A 17,107-nucleotide genomic window follows, 5' to 3' on the forward strand; every position below is an offset into this window, starting at 1 on the left:
CCCGCGCATGACTCAGGCCCGGACGCGCTTCACCCGAGCCCGTGTCTTCTGCACGATCCAGCACACGACGTAGATGGTGAACGACAGGGTCGTGATGTACGGGCTCACGGGCAGCGTGCCGGCGAGGGCGAGCAGGATGCCGCCGACGGCCGAGACGAATCCGAACAGGGCGGACAGCAGCGGCACCGCGATGGGGCCGGCCGTGACCCGCATCGCCGCAGCGGCGGGTGTCACCAGCAGCGCCATCACCAGCAGCGCACCGATGATGTGCACGCTCACCGCGACGATGAGGCCGAGCAGCACCATGAACAGCAGGCTCACGGCACGGGTCGGCACTCCGCGCGCAGCAGCCGATTCCGGGTCGAGCGAGTCGAAGCGCAGCGGGTTCCACATCACGAGCAGCCCCAGCAGCACGACCATGCTGATGCCGATGAGCCAGCCGAGGTCGGGGCTCGACACCGACACGATCTGGCCGGTGAGCAGGCTGAACCGGTTGGCGCTGCGGCCGTCGTAGAGGGAGAGGAACAGGATGCCGAGGCCCAGGCCGAACGGCATCAGCACCCCGACGATCGAGTTGCGGTCCCTGGCCTTGGCGCCGAGTATGCCGATCAGGATCGCCGCGATCAGGGCGCCCGCGAGCGACCCGAACACCACGCTGCCGCCGAACAGCAGAGCGGCGGCGGCACCCGCGAACGACAGCTCACTCACACCGTGCACCGCGAAGGCGAGATCGCGCTGCATGACGAAGACGCCGATCAGTCCGCCGACGATGCCGAGGACGGCGCCCGCGATGATCGAGTTCGAGAGCAGGGCGACGAGTTCGCCGTAGTCCTGGAACGAGAAGACGTCGCTCCAGTCGACCAGGGGCCTCATGCCGCTCCTCCGTGCTCGTGGTCGCCGTGGTCGTGGTGCGGCTCGGCATCCGGAACACCGACGACGACCAGCCGGTCGCCCGCGCGGAGCACGAACACCGGGGTGCCGTAGAGGTCGCTGAGCACGCGGGTCTGCAGCACCTCGTCGGGAGTGCCCAGGAGGAACCGGCCGCCCGCGATGTAGAGGATGCGGTCGACACGGCCGAGAATCGGGTTGATGTCGTGCGTGACGAAAAGCACTGCGGCCTCGCGCTCACGGCGCTGGCGGTCGATGATGTCGGTCACGGCCAGCTGGTTGGCCAGGTCGAGGTTCGACAGTGGCTCGTCGCACAGCAGCAGCGCCGGCTCGTCGGCGAGGGCCTGACCGACCCGCAGCCGCTGCTGCTCGCCACCCGAGAGCAGGCCGACGCGACGATCGGCGAAGTGCGAGGCACCGACCGCGTCGAGCAGCCGGTCGACCTTGGCGCGGTCGCCGCGATGCGGGATCGGGAACCCGAACCGGCTTCCGCTGACGCCGAGGCCCACCAGGTCGCGGGCTCGCATGCTGGTGTCGGGGGCGAGGTCGCGCTGCTGCGGGATGTAGCCGATGCGGGAGTTCCCGCGGTGCACGGGCTCCCCCGCGACACGGATGGACCCCGAGGAAAGGGGCTGCAGACCGAGGATGCTGCGCAGCAGCGTGGTCTTGCCCGACCCGGACGGGCCGAGCACCGCGATGAACTCCCCGGGCTGCACCGTCAGGTCGAGCCCTGACCAGAGTTCGCGGTCGCCACGCTGGAGTGCGGCGTCGGTGATCTCGAGGACCGGAGCGCCGCCGCTCACGGCTGGACAGCGGCGGCGAGGCTCTTGATCGCGTCACTCATCCACTCAGAGTACGACGATCCGTCCTCGAGCAGCTCCGTGAAGGCGACGACGGGGATGCCGGCGTCCTTCGCGGCCGCCTCGACGCGCTCGGTCTCCGCGCCACCGGTCTGCGCGTTGGTCAGCAGCGCCGTGGCCTGTCCGTCTTCGATCACCTTCAGCGCCTCGAGCAGCACGGCGGGAGCCACATCGGTGCCCTCCTCGACCGACTCGGCGAACCCTTCGGGCGTGACGTCGGTGAGGCCGGCCGCGGCAGCGAGGTAACCGGGCAGCGGCTCGGTCATGAAGACCGTGGCGCCTGCGGCATCCGTCTTGATGGTCTCGAGGTCGGCCTCGAAGCCCTCCAGGTCGGCGACGATCTCGTCGGCGTTGGCGGCGAACTCCTTCGCGCCGTCGGGATCGAGCTCGGCCAGCTCGTCGGAGATCGCCTCGACGACATGGATCATCGTGTGCGGGTCGAACCAGACGTGCTCGTTGAAGCCCTCGATGTGGTTGTGCCCCTCGTGACCCTCTTCGCCCTCGGCGTGATCGTGGTCGTGGGACTCTTCGTCGGCGTGGTCGTGCTCGGCCTCGTCGTGCCCCTCGTTGCCGGGGAAGTCGTGCGAGAACTCGACCGCCGTGACGACGTGCGGGTCCTTCGCGTCCTGCAGCAGGGTGTCGACGAAGGCGTCGTAGCCGCCGCCGTTCTCGATCACCAGGTCGGCCTTCTGCACCGTGAGGCGATCGCGCGCGGTCGCCTCGTAGGAGTGCGGGTCCTGCGAGGCCGAGGTGATGAGCGACTCGACCTCGACGCGGTCGCCGCCGATCTGCGCGGCGATGTCGCCGTAGACGTTGGTGCTCGCGACGACCGTGATGGTGCCGCCGTCGCCCTCTCCCGCTGCCGGGGTGGTGGAGCATCCGGCCAGCGCGAGAGCGGCGACGGATGCGAGGGCGAGGGCGACGACGGGCTTCTTCATGCCTTCACTCTAAACGCTAATGAGAACCATTATCAAGTTGAGCGGGATGCCGCGTCCAGGCCTCGACGCCGCGGGCTCACTCGACCAGCAGCGCGGGCTCCTCGAGCACGGAGGCGACGTCGGCGATGAAGCGGCTCATGCCGTCGCCGTCGATCACGCGGTGGTCGAACGATCCGGCGACCGTGGTCACCCAGCGCGGGCGCACCTCGCCGTCGACGACCCACGGCTTCTGGCTGATGGTGCCCATCGCCACGATGCCGGCCTCGCCGGGGTTGATGATCGGGGTGCCGGCATCCATCCCGAACACACCGATGTTGGTGATCGTGATCGTGCCGCCCTGCTGATCGGCCGGCGGCGTCTTGCCCTCGCGGGCCGTGAGCGTCAGGCGGTTCAGCGCCCGCGCGAGGTCCTTCATGCTCAGGTCCTGCGCGTCCTTGATGTTCGGCACGAGCAGGCCGCGCGGGGTGGCGGCGGCGATGCCGAGGTTCACGTAGTGGCGCACGGCGATCTCGGCGCCGGCATCCGTCTCGATCCAGGCGGCGTTCACCATCGGCGTGCGACGAGCCGCCCAGATCACGGCCCTGGCCACGATGAGCAGTGGCGAGACCTTGATGTCGGCGTAGTCGGGCGAGGCCTTGAGGCGCTTCACGAGCTCCATCGTGCGGCTCGCGTCGACCTCCTTCCACACCGTCACGTGCGGAGCCGAGTACGCGCTCTGGACCATGGCCGACGAGGTGGCCTTGCGCACGCCCTTGACCGGGATCGACTCGGTGCGGTCGTCGCCGGCGGCGGAAGGACGGGTCGCGGTGAGGCCCCGCGCGAGCCCGGCCGGAGCGGCCTGCGGCGCGGGCACGGTCTCTTCACGGACGTCGCCCCACTCGGGCGTCTCGATGTTGCGGAAGACACTCGCCTGCGAGGCGTGCTTGACCACGTCGTCGCGAGTGACCTCGCCATCCGCACCGGTCGCGGCGACCGCGGTGAGGTCGACGCCGAGATCGCGCGCGAGCTTGCGGATCGGCGGCTTGGCGATCACGCCCACCGAGGAGCGCACCGGACGCTCGGCCGGGCGCTTGCGGCGCGAGGTCGCACCGCCGCCCGTGCCGTAGCCGACGAGCACCGAGCCGCCGCCCTCTTCCGGCGCGGGGGCCTCGGCCGTCGCGACGACCCCGGGGCCGGCGTCGTCACGGGCATCCGTCATGAAGGTGATGATCGGTGAACCGACCTCGACCGTCGCTCCCTCGGCGACGAGCAGCTCGCCGACGACGCCCGCGTGCGGAGACGGCAGCTCGACGAGCGACTTGGCCGTCTCGATCTCGCAGATGACGTCGTTGATCGCGACCGTGTCGCCCGGGGCGACCTTCCAGGCGACGATCTCCGCCTCGGTCAGGCCCTCCCCGACGTCGGGGAGGTTGAAGTTCTGCGTGCTCATGACGAGTCCTTTCGGCCGAGCGGGATATCAGTAGGCCAGGGAGCGGTCGACGGCTTCGAGGATGCGGTCGGCATCCGGGAGGTACACGCCCTCGAGCTTCGCCGGCGGGAACGGGGTGTCGTAGCCGGAGACGCGAAGCACCGGCGCCTCGAGCGCGTAGAAGGCGCGCTCCATGACGGTGGCCGCGATCTCGCCGCCGATGCTGGCGAAGCCCTGGGCCTCCTGCGCGTAGACCATGCGCCCGGTCTTGCGGATCGAGTCCAGGATCGGCTCGTAGTCGACCGGCGACAGCGAGCGCACGTCGACGACCTCGCAGCTCGTGCCCTCGGCTTCGGCGAGCGCAGCGGCCTGCAACAGCGTGGTGACCATGGCGCCGTGGCCGACGAGGGTCACGTCGCTGCCCGTGCGGACGACGCGCGAGGAGTGCAGCGGCACGGCGGAGGCGTCGAGGTCGACCTCGCCCTTCTGCCAGTACCGGCTCTTCGGCTCCATGAAGATCACGGGGTCGTTCGAGGCGATCGCCTCCTGGATCATCCAATACGCGTCGTTGGGCGTCGACGGCGACACCACGCGCAGGCCGGGAGTGTGGGCGAAGTACGCCTCCGGACTCTCCTGGTGGTGCTCGACCGCGCCGATGTGCCCGCCGTAGGGGATGCGGATCACGATCGGCATGCTGAGCGCGCCCTCGTGCCGGTTGGTGAGCTTCGCGAGCTGCGTGGTGATCTGGTCGAACGCCGGGAACACGAAACCGTCGAACTGGATCTCGATGACCGGGCGGTAGCCGACCATCGCCATGCCGATCGCGGTGCCGACGATCCCGGACTCGGCGAGCGGGGTGTCGAGCACCCGACGGTCGCCGAAGTCGCGCTGCAGGTGCTCGGTCACACGGAAGACTCCGCCGAGCTTGCCGATGTCCTCGCCCATGAGCAGGACCTTCGGGTCGTTCTCCATCGCCTTGCACATCCCCGCGTTCAGGGCCTTGCTGAGCGGCATCGTCTCGAGGGTCATCGGGCTTCTCCTTCGAACGACGCCTCGTACTGCGCGTGCCAGGCCTTCTGCTGATCGATCAGCGGATGCGGTTCGCTGTACACGTGGTCGAACATCTTGCCGACGCTGGGGGATCCGAGCTCGACGCTGCGGGCGCGAAGGTCTTCCGCGGCATCCGCCGCCTCGGCCTCGACATCGGCGAACAGCTGCGCGGATGCACCGCGGTTCTCGAGGAACGCGCGCATCCGGACGATCGGGTCACGACCGGCCCAGTACTGCTCCTCGTCGCTGCCGCGGTATTTCGTCGGGTCGTCGCTCGTGGTGTGCGCGCCGAGGCGGTAGGTGACGGCCTCGATCGCCTGCGGGCCCTTGCCGCTGCGGGCCTCGTCGAGTGCCACCCGCGAGACGGCGTAGCTGGCGAGCACGTCGTTGCCGTCGACGCGGACGCTCGGGATGCCGTAGCCGGCGCTGCGCTGCACGAGCGGCACACGCGACTGCGTCGACACCGGCACCGAGATCGCCCAGTGGTTGTTCTGCAGGAAGAAGACGGTCGGCGCCTGGTAGCTCGCGGCGAAGACCATCGCCTCGTGCACGTCGCCCTGGCTGGAGGCGCCGTCGCCGTAGTAGACGATGACGGCCTCGTCGCGGTCGAGGTCACCGGTGCCCGTGCGGCCGTCGAAGACGAGGCCCATCCCGTAGCCGGCGGCGTGCAGCACCTGGGAGCCGAGCACGAGCGTGTAGAGCCGCGTGTTGCCGTTCTTCGGGTCGGTCGGGTCCCACCCGCCGTGCGAGACGCCGCGCATCAGCTTGATGATGTCGACGGGGTCGACGCCGCGGATGCGGGTGACGGCGTGCTCGCGGTACGAGGGGAAGATCGTGTCCTGCGCGCGGGCCGCACGACCGGAACCGACCTGCGCCGCCTCCTGTCCGCGGCTCGGCGGCCACAGGGCGAGCTGGCCCTGTCGCTGCAGGTTCGTCGCCTGGGTGTCGATCGCGCGGATGACGACCATGTCACGGTAGAACTGCTCGAGCTCCGCATCGCTGATCGCCTCGATCAGGGGGAGATACCGCTCGGCGGCGGCGGACGGCGCGAACCGTCCGGTCTCGTCCAGAACGCTCACAAGGGGGGTCTCGGGGGTGGTCACGCTCTCACGCTACCCGCGTCGGCATGCCCGGTCACGCATACCTAGGACGCCCTCGTAACTGCCCGGAAGCCGGAGAAAACCGCGGAAAGCCGCGGCGAGCGCGGATCAGCGAACTGCGGCGGCGACCTCGAGCACGCGGTCGAGGGAGGCTTCCTCGCCGACGGAGATGCGGATGCCGTCGCCCGAGAAGGGACGCACGATGAGGTCGTTCTCGACGAACGCGGCAGCCACCTCGTCGGTGCGCTCGCCGGCCGGCAGCCACACGAAGTTGGACTGGGAGTCGGGGACGTCCCAGCCCTGCGCGCGGAGTCCTGCCACGAGACGGGTGCGCCGCTCGACGATGACGGCGACGCGCTCGAGCAGCTCGCCCTCGGCGTCGAGGCTCGCGATGGCGGCGTTCTCGGCAGCGGAGGTGACCGAGAGCGGGATGCCGGTGGTGCGTGCAGCGTCCAGCACCTTCTCATGGCCGATCGCGTACCCGATGCGGAGGCCGGCGAGACCGTAGGCCTTCGAGAAGGTGCGCAGCACCACGACATTCGGGTGCTGGTCGAACACGCGCTCGGCGAGACCGTCGACGGCATCCGGCGCGGTCACGAACTCGGCGTACGCCTCGTCGAGGATGATCAGGATGTCGCTCGGCACGCGCTCGACGAAGGCCGCGAACTCGGCCGAGGTGATGATCGGTCCGGTCGGGTTGTTCGGGGTGCACAGGATGATCGCGCGGGTCCGCTCGGTGACGGCATCCGCCATCGCCTCGAGGTCGTGACGGGAGTCGGCGGTGAGCGGCACCTGGACCCCGGTCGCACCGGCGACGAGCGGCAGGCTCGGGTACGCCTCGAAGGAGCGCCAGGCGTAGATGACCTCGTCGCCGACGGAGGCGGTCGCGAGGATCAGCTGGTGCAGGATCGAGACGCTGCCGGAGGCGACGTGCACCTGCTCGGGGTCGACGCCGTAGCGCGCACCCAGGCGCTCGCGCAGACGACCGGCGGTCGCGTCGGGGTAACGGTTGATCGGGGTGGTGCGCTGCAGCGCCTCGAGCACCGACGGGAGCGGGTCGAACGGATTCTCGTTGCTGGAGAGCTTGAACGCGTCGGGCCCCGCCTGCTTGCCCTGCCGGTACGGCGCGAGAGCGGCGATGGCGGGTCGGATACGGGGCAGGATCGGCTCGGTCACGCGTCGAGTCTACGAGGGAGCGGCACAGGTCAGGATGGCGCGGCAGGCACCCTGTCGGGCGGAGAAGCGCAGTGGTACCATTTTGGTATGGCGATGACGGTGCGGCTCCCGGAAGAACTCGATGCACAGCTCGAGGCGATCGCGCGTGCGCGGCATACCTCGAAGCACGCGGTGATCATCGAGGCGGCGACGCGATTTGCGAACACCGAGTCGAAGACGGATCGCGTGCTCTCCATCGCTGCAGACGTGACGGAGCGCTACGCCGACACTCTCCAGCGTCTCGAAGACGCCTGACGCCGTGGCGACGGAGTACATCGAGCCCGAGCAGGCCCTCGCACTGATCGCGAAGCTCGGTCTGCATGTGCGCGATGAGGGGCTGTTGTTCTCGGCACTGGCCCGCCCTTCCGCCGGAATGTTCGGCACCGACGCGTATCCGTCCTTCGAGGAGAAGGCCGCGGCGCTGATCAGCTCGGTGGCGCAGAACCACGCCTTGTTCGATGGCAACAAGCGGATCTCGCTGTACTTGACCTTCATCTTCATCCGGCTCAACGGGTACGACGTGACCTTCACGAACGACGAGGCGTTCGACTTCGTCCTCGATGTCGCTCAGAGCCGTCTGGACCTGAAGCAGATCGCACAGGTCATCGCGGCGCACGTCCGGGAAGACACCGCAGGCTGACTCTCGCCGGCGTCCGTGCGACACTGGTCGGACTATGCGCTTCATCATCCGCGTCGTCGTCAACGCCTTCGCCATCTGGGTCGTCACGCTGATCCCCGCCCTCCAGGTCACGATCAGGGCGTTCCCGCCCGGCGAGACCCTGCAGGTGGTGCTGACGTTGCTGGCGGTGGCCGCGATCTTCGCCATCGTCAACACGATCATCGGCACGGTCGTGAAGATCGTCGCGTTCCCGCTCTACATCATCACGTTCGGCCTGATCGGCTTCCTGATCAACGGATTCCTGCTGTGGCTGACCGCGTGGATCACGAGCGGCTTCGGCTGGGGTCTGACGGTCGGCGACTTCTGGTGGGGCGTGCTCGCCGCGCTCATCATCTCGGTGATCAACGGCATCTTCGGCTTCATCCTGCGCCCGCAGAAGAAGGCCGCCCGCCGCGACTGAGCCCGGCGACTGAGCCCGGCAACTAAGCCGGAACGTCGAGGCGAAGCGGACTGATCTCGGCGAGGAATCCGAAGTCGCGGTCGCCGTGCAGGAGCGGGGTGTCACGGCGAATCGCGACGGCGGCGATCAGGCAGTCGATCATGCTGCGGATCGGGTGGCCGTTGGCCGCCGAGGCTCATCGCGGTCACTGCTTCACCCGCTCGGCATGGAAATCGGTGCGTTCGATCTCGACGGCATCGCCGAGCTCCCGCCAGTACGCGTCGAGCGCCTCGGCACGCGGATCGGACGAGTCGTCCACCATCTGTGCAGTCTCGATGTAGGCCTCGAGCGCGTGCGGCTGCAGCGACAGGTCGTACAGGCCGTCCTGCGGGTCGACTTCGCGTGTCGCGGTGAAACTGTCGGGAGAACCGGTGCCCGTGGCCGATCCCCCCGCAGCGAGCTTCGCGACGACGTCGTCGGAGTGCGAGAGCTGGATGAGAGTCTGGCCGTCACCGAGCGACGACTCCTGCGGGCTTCCCGCCGTCAGCTGCATCGCGACGTCGTAGTCGCTCTCCATCGCGAGGTGCGCCGCGATCATCCCGCCCTGCGAGTAGCCCACGATGTCCACCCGGTCTCCGGGCTCTGCGCCCGCGGCGGCCAGCGCGTCGACGGTCGCCTGATACGACGCCGACCGCTGCCCCTGATAGAGCTCCAGGTTCGACTTCATGTCCCACGGATCCTCTTCGCCACCCTCCCAGGGCACGGAGTTCTGCGTCCCTTTGACGTAGGTCACGTAGCGGGTCGCGCCGTCGGCCATGGTGTACTTCTCGACCGCCACCTGCGCACTCGACGACGGCAGGCGCTTCAGTGCACCGGCCACGCCCTTCGGCGCACCGGCCGGGGTCGACGTGGCGGTCGGAGTCACCCGCACGGGATCTGCGGCCCCCGTGAGCCGGGCTCCCGACGGCACCTTCCCGAGCGTGGACGTGAGGCCGGCGAACGCCCCGGCCAGGAGCAGCGACGGCAGCAGTCCGAAGACGCCCATCGGTTCGGGCACGCCTCCGTGACGTCGCCCCGCCCAGTCGGCAACGAGCCAGTCGGCCATCACTCCGACGCGCGCGTCGCCGTCGAGGAGTCGATGGATACGCGCCCGAAGGGCACTCGCGCCCGCGCGATCCCCCAGGGCGAGAGCTTCGGCCTCCGCCCGAAGCTCCACCACCTCGAACGCGTCCGCCATCAGGAGGGTGCCCGCGCAGGCATCCTCGAGTTCGGCACGCAGCTCTCCGACACGCTCCCCGCTGCGATGCAGCGCACCGATATCGACCTGCGGGGCGGCCTCCGGCGCAGAGGCCAGGAGCGCACCGGCGCGGGCGATCGCGGCCCGAGCCTCCTCGCACTGCGTCGCCACCGTCTGCATCCGGGAACCGACATCGCGCAGCTGCTGGGTGTCGACGGCGATCACCCCGCCGTGCCCGATCTCCAGGCCGCTCATTCCGCTCCTCCGGCGTTCAGCTCCCACTGACGCACGTGGAGATGCCCGATCTCGGCGCCGCAGTCTTCACGCAGTCGCGCCAGCCGCTCATGTAGGGCGCGGAACCCCTCGGACTGCCAATCCGACGCATCGACGAGCGACACCAGCACGGCTCCCGCGTCTTCGATCAGCGAGATCGCCGAACCGATCTCGCGACTGGTCAGCATCCAGACCCAGCTGGCCTCGGAGGCGATGGCATGATTCTGCGCGAGGGAGTACATGCCCCTCAGCCTCTGGGTTCGACGGGTCCGGGCCCGACCGGATTCTCGCGGTCGGTGGAGAGAGGAAAGCCGGATCTCGGTGTGCAGAGAGGGCCCGCCTGAGCACCCCGCGCTGTGCAGGATCGTCGGAGGCGGGCAGAATGTATCTGTGACATCCCCGGATCCCTTCCGCGTGATCTTCGTCTGCACGGGGAACATCTGCCGCTCTCCCATGGCCGAGGTCGTCTTCCGCGACCTCGCCGAGCGGCAGGGACTCGGCTCGCGTATCGTCTCGCGCAGCGCCGGCACCGGCGACTGGCATCTGGGCGAGCGCGCCGACGACCGCACGATCGACTCCCTCGCCCGGCGCGGCTACGACGGCTCTCGGCACCGCGCGCGCCAGTTCACCGCCGCGGCCTTCGCCGACAACGACCTCGTGGTCGCGCTCGACCGCACCCACGAGCGCATCCTGCGGGAGTGGGCGCACGACGAGGACGAGGAGGGCAAGGTCACGCTGCTCCTCGCGTTCGACCCGGACGCCTCCACCCATGACGTCCCCGACCCGTACTACGCGGGGGCGGCGATGTTCGATTCGGTGCTCGGTATGATTGAGGCGGCGACTCGGGGCCTGTTCCGCCAGCTCGAACCCGCTCTCCGTCTCCCCCGCTCGCCCCGAACCTTCGGGGCCTCATCAGGAGGACTCCCCTGACTTTCCAGCCTTCGCTCCCGCCGCAGCCCCTGAGCCCTCTCGACGGTCGCTACCGCGGCGCCGTCACCGGTCTCGCCGACTTCCTCTCCGAGGCGGGACTCAACCGCGCACGGGTCGAGGTCGAGGTGGAGTGGCTGATCGCCCTCACCGACCGCTCGCTGTTCGAGACGACCCCGCTGTCGGATGCCGACAAGGAACGCCTGCGTGCGCTGTACCGCGACTTCGGGCAGGCCGAGATCGACTGGCTCGCCGAGAAGGAAGCCGTCACCCAGCACGACGTGAAGGCCATCGAGTACCTCGTGCGCGACCGCCTCTCGACGCTCGGACTCGACGCCATCGCCGAGCTCACGCACTTCGCCGCCACCAGCGAGGACATCAACTCCGCCTCCTACGCGCTCACCGTGAAGCGCGCCGTGGAGGAGGTCTGGCTGCCGGCCCTCGACACCGTGATCGCGAAGCTCCGCGAGCTCGCGGTCGAGCACGCGGATGCCGCGATGCTCTCCCGCACGCACGGCCAGCCCGCGACCCCATCGACCATGGGCAAGGAGATCGCGGTCTTCGCGTGGCGCCTCGAGCGCGTGCGCGGCCAGATCGCGGCATCCGAGTACCTTGCCAAGTTCTCGGGCGCGACCGGCACCTGGTCAGCGCACCTGGCGGCCGACCCCGACGCCGACTGGCCGACCATCGCCCGCGAGTACATCGAGGGCCTCGGACTCGGCTTCAACATCCTCACCACCCAGATCGAGTCGCACGACTGGCAGGTCGAGCTCTACGACCGCGTGCGTCACGCCGGCGGCATCCTGCACAACCTCGCCACCGACATCTGGACCTACATCTCGCTCGGCTACTTCGCGCAGATCCCGGTCGCCGGGGCCACCGGTTCGTCGACGATGCCGCACAAGATCAACCCGATCCGCTTCGAGAACGCCGAGGCGAACCTCGAGATCTCGGGTGCGCTGCTCGCCTCGCTCGGCCAGACCCTGGTCACCAGCCGCCTGCAGCGCGACCTCACCGACTCCACCACGCAGCGCAACATCGGCGTCGCGTTCGGGCACTCGCTGCTCGCCCTCGACAACCTGCGCCGTGGCCTCAATGCGATCTCGCTCTCGCGCGACGTGCTGCTTGCCGACCTCGACGTGAACTGGGAGGTGCTCGCCGAGGCCATCCAGACCGTCATCCGTGCCGAGGTCGTCGCCGGTCGGTCCACGATCACCGACCCGTACGCGCTGCTCAAGGAGCTGACGCGCGGCCACCGGGTGGGCGCCGCCGACCTCGCCGAGTTCGTGCAGGGGCTCGAGATCGGCGATGCCGCGAAGCAGCGCCTCCTCGCGCTGACTCCGGCCACGTACACCGGCATCGCCGAGCGCCTCGCCCGCTAGCACGCGCACCCGGTCCCGGTCCCGGTCCCGGTCCCGGTCCCGCCACGCAGGATCGCCGAGTGCACGGCTTGTTGCCGAGTGCACCGCCGATTCACGCAGGGTTCCCGTGCAGTCGACACGATCCCGTGCACTCGGCGACGGATGGCGGGAGCGGGCGCGGGGGAGCGGGAACGGACGCGCAGCGGGCTAGGACGCCGGCTCGCCGGAGTGGTCCTCGACCTTGTCCTTCGGCATGAAAGCGGCGGCGAGCAGCGTGAGCAGGGCGGTCACGGCGACCGCGACGAACACCCAGACCGATGCGTGGATGATCGTGTCGGGGTCGTCGGGACCAGCACCCTGCGCGATGGCCGCGTTCGAGATCGCCCCGAACACCGCAACTCCCACGGCGCTGCCCGCTGAGCGCGCGAACGCATTCATGCCCGTCACGGCTCCGCGCTCGCCCCACCCCACGGAGGACTGCGCGGCGATCAGGGTCGGCGCGGCGCTCCACCCGAGCCCGAACCCGAGGACGAACGCGATCAGCGACAGCACCCAGGGGTTCGGCCACGAAGACACCGACGCGAGGACGATCGCCGCGACCGAGGCGATGCTCATACCGATCAGCGTGGTGCGACGGAATCCGATGCGCAGATACAGGCGCCCCACGTTCGCCGCGGCGATCGGCCACCCGAGCGTCAACGCGGCGACCGCCAGACCCGACAGCAGCGGCGCGATGCCCAGCGAGCCCTCGAGGTAGGCGGGCGCAAAGCTGGTGACGCCGATCATGAGCGCACCCACCCCGAGCGAGACGAGGGTGGTGGTCAGGATCAGCGGTCGGGCCGCAAGGCGGAGGTCGACGATGGGCTCCGCGACCCGGCGTTCGACCATCGCGAAGAGGGCGAGAGCCACGATGCCGATCCCGAAACACAGCGCGCTCTGGACGGAGATCCACGCCCAGGCGTTGCCCCCCTCGAGCATCCCGAGGATCAAGCCCGTCAACCCGACTGTGAGCAGCACGGCTCCCGCGTAGTCGATCCGGTGCCGCTCGGTCTGCTTCTGCTCCTTGTACTTGAGCTGCAGCATCCAGGCCGCGATCAGACACAGCGGGATGTTGACCCAGAAGATCCAGCGCCACGCGTCGAGCTGAGCGAAGATGCCGCCGAGCGCCGGGCCGACGACGGAGGAGATCGCCCACACACTCGCGATGTACCCCTGCACCTTGGCGCGCTCGGCGACGGTGTAGATGTCTCCGACGATCGTCATGGCCATCGGCGCGACCGCCCCCGCGCCGAGCCCCTGGACGATGCGGAAGACGATCAGCGCGGGCATGCTCCACGCGAAGCCGCAGAGGATCGAGCCGAGGAGGAACAGGGCGATGCCGAGCAGGATGATCGGCTTGCGGCCGACCGTGTCGGCGAACCGGGAGTAGATGGGGACGCTCACGGCCTGCGCCAGCAGATACACCGAGAACAACCATGGGAACTGCTGATAGCTACCGAGATCGCGGACGATGCTGGGCACCGCGGTGGCGAGGATCGTGGCGTCGATCGCGATGAGCCCGGTCGCGAGCATCAACGCGCCGAGGATGGGGCCTCTCGGCGACCGGAGTCCGATGGAGGCGCGGTCGACGGAGGCAGTCACTTCAGGGACAAGCCCCGTGGCGCCGGGACTATTCCGACGAGTGCCGCGAAAGGCGCGGCCCCCTCGCCCGTCACGAGGACGACGTGCGGCCGGGCTCGTCGCCCTCCGCCTCGCCCTCGGGCTCCGGGTCGTACAGCACCGGACGGTCGATGGTCTTGGTGACGTCGGCCGGGTCGACCGCGAGGATCAGCATCGCCAGGATCAGCAGAGTGACGATGAACGCCCCTCCACCGACGACGAGCCCGAGCGCGATCGGCGTGAGCCCGTCGTAGGTGCCGTTCGCGATCGCCGTGTTCACACGCGTGGTGAAAGCGCCGGTGGAGACGAGCGTGACAACCATGGCGAACACGCCGCAGCCCAGCGCGATCAGCAGCAGGTGCAGCGGGCGCAGGATGTCCCGACGGGTGGGCTTCTCGTCGCTCATCGCTCTCCTCCGTGCTCCGCAGGGGCGGTGCTGTCGTTCGATTCGGTGGCCGCGGCGGCGGCATCCACCCGCTTCGGGGTGAGCCCGGCGATGCCGAGGAAGACCGCGACGATCGCCGCGTAGCCGCCGAACATGCCGACACCGAGGATGATGCCGGACAGGACGAACGTTCCGGCCTTCTCGATCGTGTACTCCTGCAGGAATCCGGCCGGGATCAGCAGCAGGAGGATGCCCAGCAGCACGCCCAGCGCGCCGACGGTGATCGCGTCGCGCGAGAGCGGATCAGCGGTACGACGCGAGCGGATGCCGGCGAGGATCTCGATGCCGCCGCTCACGATCGCCCAGGAGGACACGACGATGAAGAACAGGTCGTCGGATCGCCAGGCCGGGATGCCGCTCACGCCACCGGCGACGACGCCGAGCGCGGCGAGCAGGATGTACGACCAGCGCGAGCCCGCCGGGAGCACCAGCCAGGCCGCGAGCAGCTGCACGAGCGCGGTGGTGAAGACGAAGCCGCTGAAGACCGAGAGGCCGACAGGAGCGGAGTGGTCCGATGAGAACGTGATCATCAATGCGGCGACGGCGGCGAACAGCGCGCGCAGCAATTGCACGTGGCGCATGGTGAATGCGCGAACAGGGGCAGACATGACGGTCCAGAGTCCTCCGGGGTGTTCCTCCCAGTCTACGCGGGGGCGCGGAGTCGCAGCGCCCGCGGGCGTGCGGAGGAGGATTCGTGAAGCCCGGCTGATCTCCCCAGATCGATTGCCGGGCTTCACGACGTACGCAGCAAGGGGGGCATCACTGCGTCAGGCCGGTCTTCGCAGGGTCGGGCACCCTGCCTGCGATGACGGCCAAGTGACCCCACATGCCCACCCGGTCCCCTGAGGTGCACGCGTGCGGTCGTATGCTCACTTTAGGGCGGTGGTCTTCACATACCGGACGGGGGCTGTGATGAGTTACGAGTATGACGAACGCAGGTCCGTATCCGATGCCTTCGCGGCGGCCCTGCGCGACGCGATCAACGCGCGGCACGTGACCCTGTCCTGGCTGCATCAGCAGCTCAACATGCGCGGGAACCGCGTGTCGATGGCCACGCTGAGCTATTGGCGCTCGGGCGCGCGACGCCCGGAAGGTGCGCAGTCGCTCGCCGCGCTGGTCGACATCGAAGACCTCCTCTGCCTCGACGCCGGAGCGCTGCGCCGACACCTCGGGCCCACGAACCGGACCGGTCCCCTCGGACCCAACCAGTTCCCCCTCGACGAGGAGGAACTGGAACGTGCCGTCATGGTCGCCTTCGAGGCGCTGGGCGCGTCGTACCCCGACACCTCGCGCGAGCTGACGACGCACTCCGTGACCGACGTCGACGCCGACGGCAACGTCGCGTACAGCATCACCCGCAGCATCGTGCAGTCCACGATCGGGACGATCACGGCCATCCCGTTCCTCGAGATCACGCCGGGCGTGAGCACACCGGCACCGGTCCTGAGCGCCGTCTCGGGCGGACGCATCACCGCGCGGTACTCGCATCCCGACGGCGAGGTGCACGGAGTGCTCTTCGAACTCGACGTGCCCCTGACCGCACCGGACACGGCGATGGTCGAGTGGTCGGTGACGTATCCGCCCGAGTATCCGCCGATGCGGGACACCGGTCACGCCCTGGCGCAGAAGGCCAGAGAGCTGCTGGTGTGGACTCGGTTCCACCCGGATGCCGTGCCAGACTGGTGCGAGGAGCGGGTCGAGACCCCGGAGGGCGTCACCGTGACGGACATACCGCTCACCCGCGGGACGTCGGTGCACCTGGTGCGCCGCGCATTCGGCCCCGGCGCGCTCGGGCTGCACTGGGGGTACGGCACACGGGCGGATCAGCCGGGCTGATCTCCCGTGGCGACCGGCCGGCCCGGAGTGTTGGACCACTGGCTCCACGAGCCGGGGAAGACCCGGGCGTCGATGCCGACCTCGTGCAGGACGAGTGCGGTGTGGGCGGCCGTGACGCCGGACCCGCAGTAGGTGGCGACCGGCGTGCCGGGTGTCACCCCGATCTCGGCGAAGGACGCGAGGATCGTGTCGCGGTCGAGGATCCGGCCCTCCGAATCGAAGTGCACGGGTTCGGGGAGGTTGCGCGCGCCGGGGATGTGTCCGGCGACCGGGTCGTACGGCTCCGACTCGCCGCGGTACCGGTCGGCCGCTCGCGCGTCGATCAGCACGCCCGACTGCGGGAATGCGGCCGTCTCGTCGATCGACAGCGCGTCGCCGCCGATCTCATCGAGCACGACATCGCCGGGCTCGGGCACCACATCATCGGTCGCGACCTCGAAGCCTTCGGCCTGCCAGCCCCGGATGCCGCCGTCGAGCACACGCACATCGACGCCGCCTTGGCGCAGCAGCCACCAGGCGCGTGCCGCCGAGATGCCCTTGAAGTCGTCGTAGGCCACGACCGTGTCGCCCGCCCGGACGCCCCAGCGACGGGCCGCGTCCTGGAGGGTGGCGGTCGACGGCAGCGGATGCCGGCCCTCCGAGGGATCGCCGTGAGCGGCGAGCTCCGTGTCCAGCGCGGCGAACACGGCACCGGGGATGTGGCCCGTCAGGTAATCGTCATGCCCGGCCTCGGGTCGATCCAGCCGCCACCGCACGTCGATCACACGCACGGGCGCATCGGCGTTCAGCAGGTCGTTCAGCTCGGATGCACTCACGAAGTCGCTCATCCTGCGAGGCTACCGAGTCTGCGGC

At 69.5% G+C, this 17,107-nt stretch carries 20 protein-coding genes; 6 read left to right on the top strand and 14 right to left on the bottom strand.

Annotated features, from left to right (window positions below):
* Positions 1-12 precede the first annotated feature (12 nt).
* The 7 genes from GZ67_RS0107205 to GZ67_RS0107235 form a co-directional block, all read right to left on the bottom strand.
* Positions 13-873, bottom strand: a complete 861-nt coding sequence (locus tag GZ67_RS0107205) for a metal ABC transporter permease (RefSeq protein WP_029264379.1) — start codon at positions 871-873, stop codon at positions 13-15.
* Entirely contained in the window at positions 870-1,691 is an 822-nt protein-coding gene (locus tag GZ67_RS0107210) for a metal ABC transporter ATP-binding protein (protein WP_029264378.1), read from the bottom strand. Before GZ67_RS0107210 ends, GZ67_RS0107205 begins: the two co-directional genes overlap by 4 nt.
* Entirely contained in the window at positions 1,688-2,686 is a 999-nt protein-coding gene (locus GZ67_RS0107215; RefSeq protein WP_029264377.1) for a metal ABC transporter solute-binding protein, Zn/Mn family, read from the bottom strand. Before GZ67_RS0107215 ends, GZ67_RS0107210 begins: the two co-directional genes overlap by 4 nt.
* Before the next feature lie 76 nt (positions 2,687-2,762).
* The gene (locus tag GZ67_RS0107220) at positions 2,763-4,115 is read right to left on the bottom strand and encodes a dihydrolipoamide acetyltransferase family protein (protein ID WP_029264376.1); all 1,353 of its coding nucleotides are present in this window, start codon (positions 4,113-4,115) and stop codon (positions 2,763-2,765) included.
* Between the two features lie 27 nt (positions 4,116-4,142).
* On the bottom strand, positions 4,143-5,123 hold the full coding sequence (locus GZ67_RS0107225) for an alpha-ketoacid dehydrogenase subunit beta (protein ID WP_029264375.1): 981 nt from the start codon (positions 5,121-5,123) through the stop codon (positions 4,143-4,145).
* Positions 5,120-6,247, bottom strand: a complete 1,128-nt coding sequence (locus GZ67_RS0107230) for a thiamine pyrophosphate-dependent dehydrogenase E1 component subunit alpha (protein WP_029264374.1) — start codon at positions 6,245-6,247, stop codon at positions 5,120-5,122. The genes GZ67_RS0107225 and GZ67_RS0107230 overlap by 4 nt, the downstream gene beginning before the upstream one ends.
* A gap of 105 nt (positions 6,248-6,352) precedes the next feature.
* Positions 6,353-7,420 (bottom strand): histidinol-phosphate transaminase, encoded by a 1,068-nt coding sequence (locus tag GZ67_RS0107235; protein WP_029264373.1) that lies wholly within the window; start codon positions 7,418-7,420, stop codon positions 6,353-6,355.
* 87 nt (positions 7,421-7,507) lie between these two features.
* On the opposite strand from GZ67_RS0107235, the gene GZ67_RS0107240 reads away from it, so the two are divergent.
* The 3 genes from GZ67_RS0107240 to GZ67_RS0107250 are packed head-to-tail and all read left to right on the top strand — an operon-like array spanning position 7,508 to position 8,538.
* A complete protein-coding gene (locus GZ67_RS0107240; RefSeq protein WP_029264372.1) occupies positions 7,508-7,714 on the top strand; it encodes a ribbon-helix-helix protein, CopG family in 207 nt (68 codons plus the stop codon).
* A 4-nt stretch (positions 7,715-7,718) separates the two neighbouring features.
* Positions 7,719-8,099, top strand: coding sequence for a type II toxin-antitoxin system death-on-curing family toxin (locus GZ67_RS0107245; RefSeq protein ID WP_029264371.1), 381 nt, complete (start codon positions 7,719-7,721; stop codon positions 8,097-8,099).
* A 34-nt stretch (positions 8,100-8,133) separates the two neighbouring features.
* Positions 8,134-8,538, top strand: a complete 405-nt coding sequence (locus GZ67_RS0107250) for a phage holin family protein (protein ID WP_029264370.1) — start codon at positions 8,134-8,136, stop codon at positions 8,536-8,538.
* A 22-nt stretch (positions 8,539-8,560) separates the two neighbouring features.
* On the opposite strand, the gene GZ67_RS21145 is transcribed toward GZ67_RS0107250, so the two are convergent.
* From GZ67_RS21145 to GZ67_RS0107265, 3 genes are read right to left on the bottom strand one after another with little or no spacing between them, the layout of a single operon-like run.
* Positions 8,561-8,680: a PIN domain nuclease gene (locus GZ67_RS21145; protein WP_136025784.1), complete on the bottom strand. Its 120-nt coding sequence runs from the start codon at positions 8,678-8,680 to the stop codon at positions 8,561-8,563.
* 42 nt (positions 8,681-8,722) lie between these two features.
* Positions 8,723-10,009 carry a hypothetical protein gene (locus GZ67_RS20110; RefSeq protein ID WP_051662408.1) on the bottom strand — a complete coding sequence of 429 codons (1,287 nt, stop codon included), beginning with the start codon at positions 10,007-10,009 and terminating at the stop codon, positions 8,723-8,725.
* Positions 10,006-10,269: a hypothetical protein gene (locus tag GZ67_RS0107265; protein ID WP_029264368.1), complete on the bottom strand. Its 264-nt coding sequence runs from the start codon at positions 10,267-10,269 to the stop codon at positions 10,006-10,008. Before GZ67_RS0107265 ends, GZ67_RS20110 begins: the two co-directional genes overlap by 4 nt.
* Before the next feature lie 148 nt (positions 10,270-10,417).
* On the opposite strand from GZ67_RS0107265, the gene GZ67_RS0107270 reads away from it, so the two are divergent.
* Complete coding sequence (locus GZ67_RS0107270) at positions 10,418-10,957, top strand: low molecular weight protein-tyrosine-phosphatase (protein ID WP_029264367.1); 540 nt, start codon at positions 10,418-10,420, stop codon at positions 10,955-10,957.
* On the top strand, positions 10,954-12,336 hold the full coding sequence (purB, locus tag GZ67_RS0107275; protein WP_051662409.1) for an adenylosuccinate lyase: 1,383 nt from the start codon (positions 10,954-10,956) through the stop codon (positions 12,334-12,336). The genes GZ67_RS0107270 and purB overlap by 4 nt, the downstream gene beginning before the upstream one ends.
* 186 nt (positions 12,337-12,522) lie before the next feature.
* Here purB and GZ67_RS0107280 read toward each other — a convergent pair whose 3' ends face one another.
* From GZ67_RS0107280 to GZ67_RS0107290, 3 genes are all read right to left on the bottom strand, one after another.
* Positions 12,523-13,956, bottom strand: a complete 1,434-nt coding sequence (locus GZ67_RS0107280; protein ID WP_029264365.1) for an MDR family MFS transporter — start codon at positions 13,954-13,956, stop codon at positions 12,523-12,525.
* Between the two features lie 70 nt (positions 13,957-14,026).
* Positions 14,027-14,380 (bottom strand): hypothetical protein, encoded by a 354-nt coding sequence (locus tag GZ67_RS0107285; protein WP_029264364.1) that lies wholly within the window; start codon positions 14,378-14,380, stop codon positions 14,027-14,029.
* On the bottom strand, positions 14,377-15,027 hold the full coding sequence (locus tag GZ67_RS0107290) for a hypothetical protein (RefSeq protein ID WP_029264363.1): 651 nt from the start codon (positions 15,025-15,027) through the stop codon (positions 14,377-14,379). Before GZ67_RS0107290 ends, GZ67_RS0107285 begins: the two co-directional genes overlap by 4 nt.
* A 304-nt stretch (positions 15,028-15,331) precedes the next feature.
* Here GZ67_RS0107290 and GZ67_RS0107295 point away from each other — a divergent pair, with 304 nt between their 5' ends.
* Entirely contained in the window at positions 15,332-16,255 is a 924-nt protein-coding gene (locus GZ67_RS0107295; protein ID WP_029264362.1) for a hypothetical protein, read from the top strand.
* Here the strand turns inward: GZ67_RS0107295 and GZ67_RS0107300 are convergent.
* The gene (locus tag GZ67_RS0107300; RefSeq protein WP_029264361.1) at positions 16,243-17,082 is read right to left on the bottom strand and encodes a sulfurtransferase; all 840 of its coding nucleotides are present in this window, start codon (positions 17,080-17,082) and stop codon (positions 16,243-16,245) included. The genes GZ67_RS0107295 and GZ67_RS0107300 overlap by 13 nt on opposite strands.
* Between the last annotated feature and the right edge of the window lie 25 nt (positions 17,083-17,107).

Source organism: Microbacterium sp. Cr-K20 (genome assembly GCF_000708325.1).
GTDB lineage: Bacteria > Actinomycetota > Actinomycetes > Actinomycetales > Microbacteriaceae > Microbacterium.

Coding starts and splice junctions, on each gene's coding strand:
- GZ67_RS0107205 (WP_029264379.1), bottom strand. CDS start 873: ATGAGGCCCCTGGTCGACTGGAGCGACGTCTTCTCGTTCCAGGACTAC.
- GZ67_RS0107215 (WP_029264377.1), bottom strand. CDS start 2,686: ATGAAGAAGCCCGTCGTCGCCCTCGCCCTCGCATCCGTCGCCGCTCTC.
- GZ67_RS0107220 (WP_029264376.1), bottom strand. CDS start 4,115: ATGAGCACGCAGAACTTCAACCTCCCCGACGTCGGGGAGGGCCTGACC.
- GZ67_RS0107225 (WP_029264375.1), bottom strand. CDS start 5,123: ATGACCCTCGAGACGATGCCGCTCAGCAAGGCCCTGAACGCGGGGATG.
- GZ67_RS0107240 (WP_029264372.1), top strand. CDS start 7,508: ATGGCGATGACGGTGCGGCTCCCGGAAGAACTCGATGCACAGCTCGAG.
- GZ67_RS0107250 (WP_029264370.1), top strand. CDS start 8,134: ATGCGCTTCATCATCCGCGTCGTCGTCAACGCCTTCGCCATCTGGGTC.
- GZ67_RS21145 (WP_136025784.1), bottom strand. CDS start 8,680: ATGATCGACTGCCTGATCGCCGCCGTCGCGATTCGCCGTGACACCCCG.
- GZ67_RS20110 (WP_051662408.1), bottom strand. CDS start 10,009: ATGAGCGGCCTGGAGATCGGGCACGGCGGGGTGATCGCCGTCGACACC.
- GZ67_RS0107265 (WP_029264368.1), bottom strand. CDS start 10,269: ATGTACTCCCTCGCGCAGAATCATGCCATCGCCTCCGAGGCCAGCTGG.
- GZ67_RS0107285 (WP_029264364.1), bottom strand. CDS start 14,380: ATGAGCGACGAGAAGCCCACCCGTCGGGACATCCTGCGCCCGCTGCAC.
- GZ67_RS0107290 (WP_029264363.1), bottom strand. CDS start 15,027: ATGTCTGCCCCTGTTCGCGCATTCACCATGCGCCACGTGCAATTGCTG.
- GZ67_RS0107295 (WP_029264362.1), top strand. CDS start 15,332: ATGAGTTACGAGTATGACGAACGCAGGTCCGTATCCGATGCCTTCGCG.
- GZ67_RS0107300 (WP_029264361.1), bottom strand. CDS start 17,082: ATGAGCGACTTCGTGAGTGCATCCGAGCTGAACGACCTGCTGAACGCC.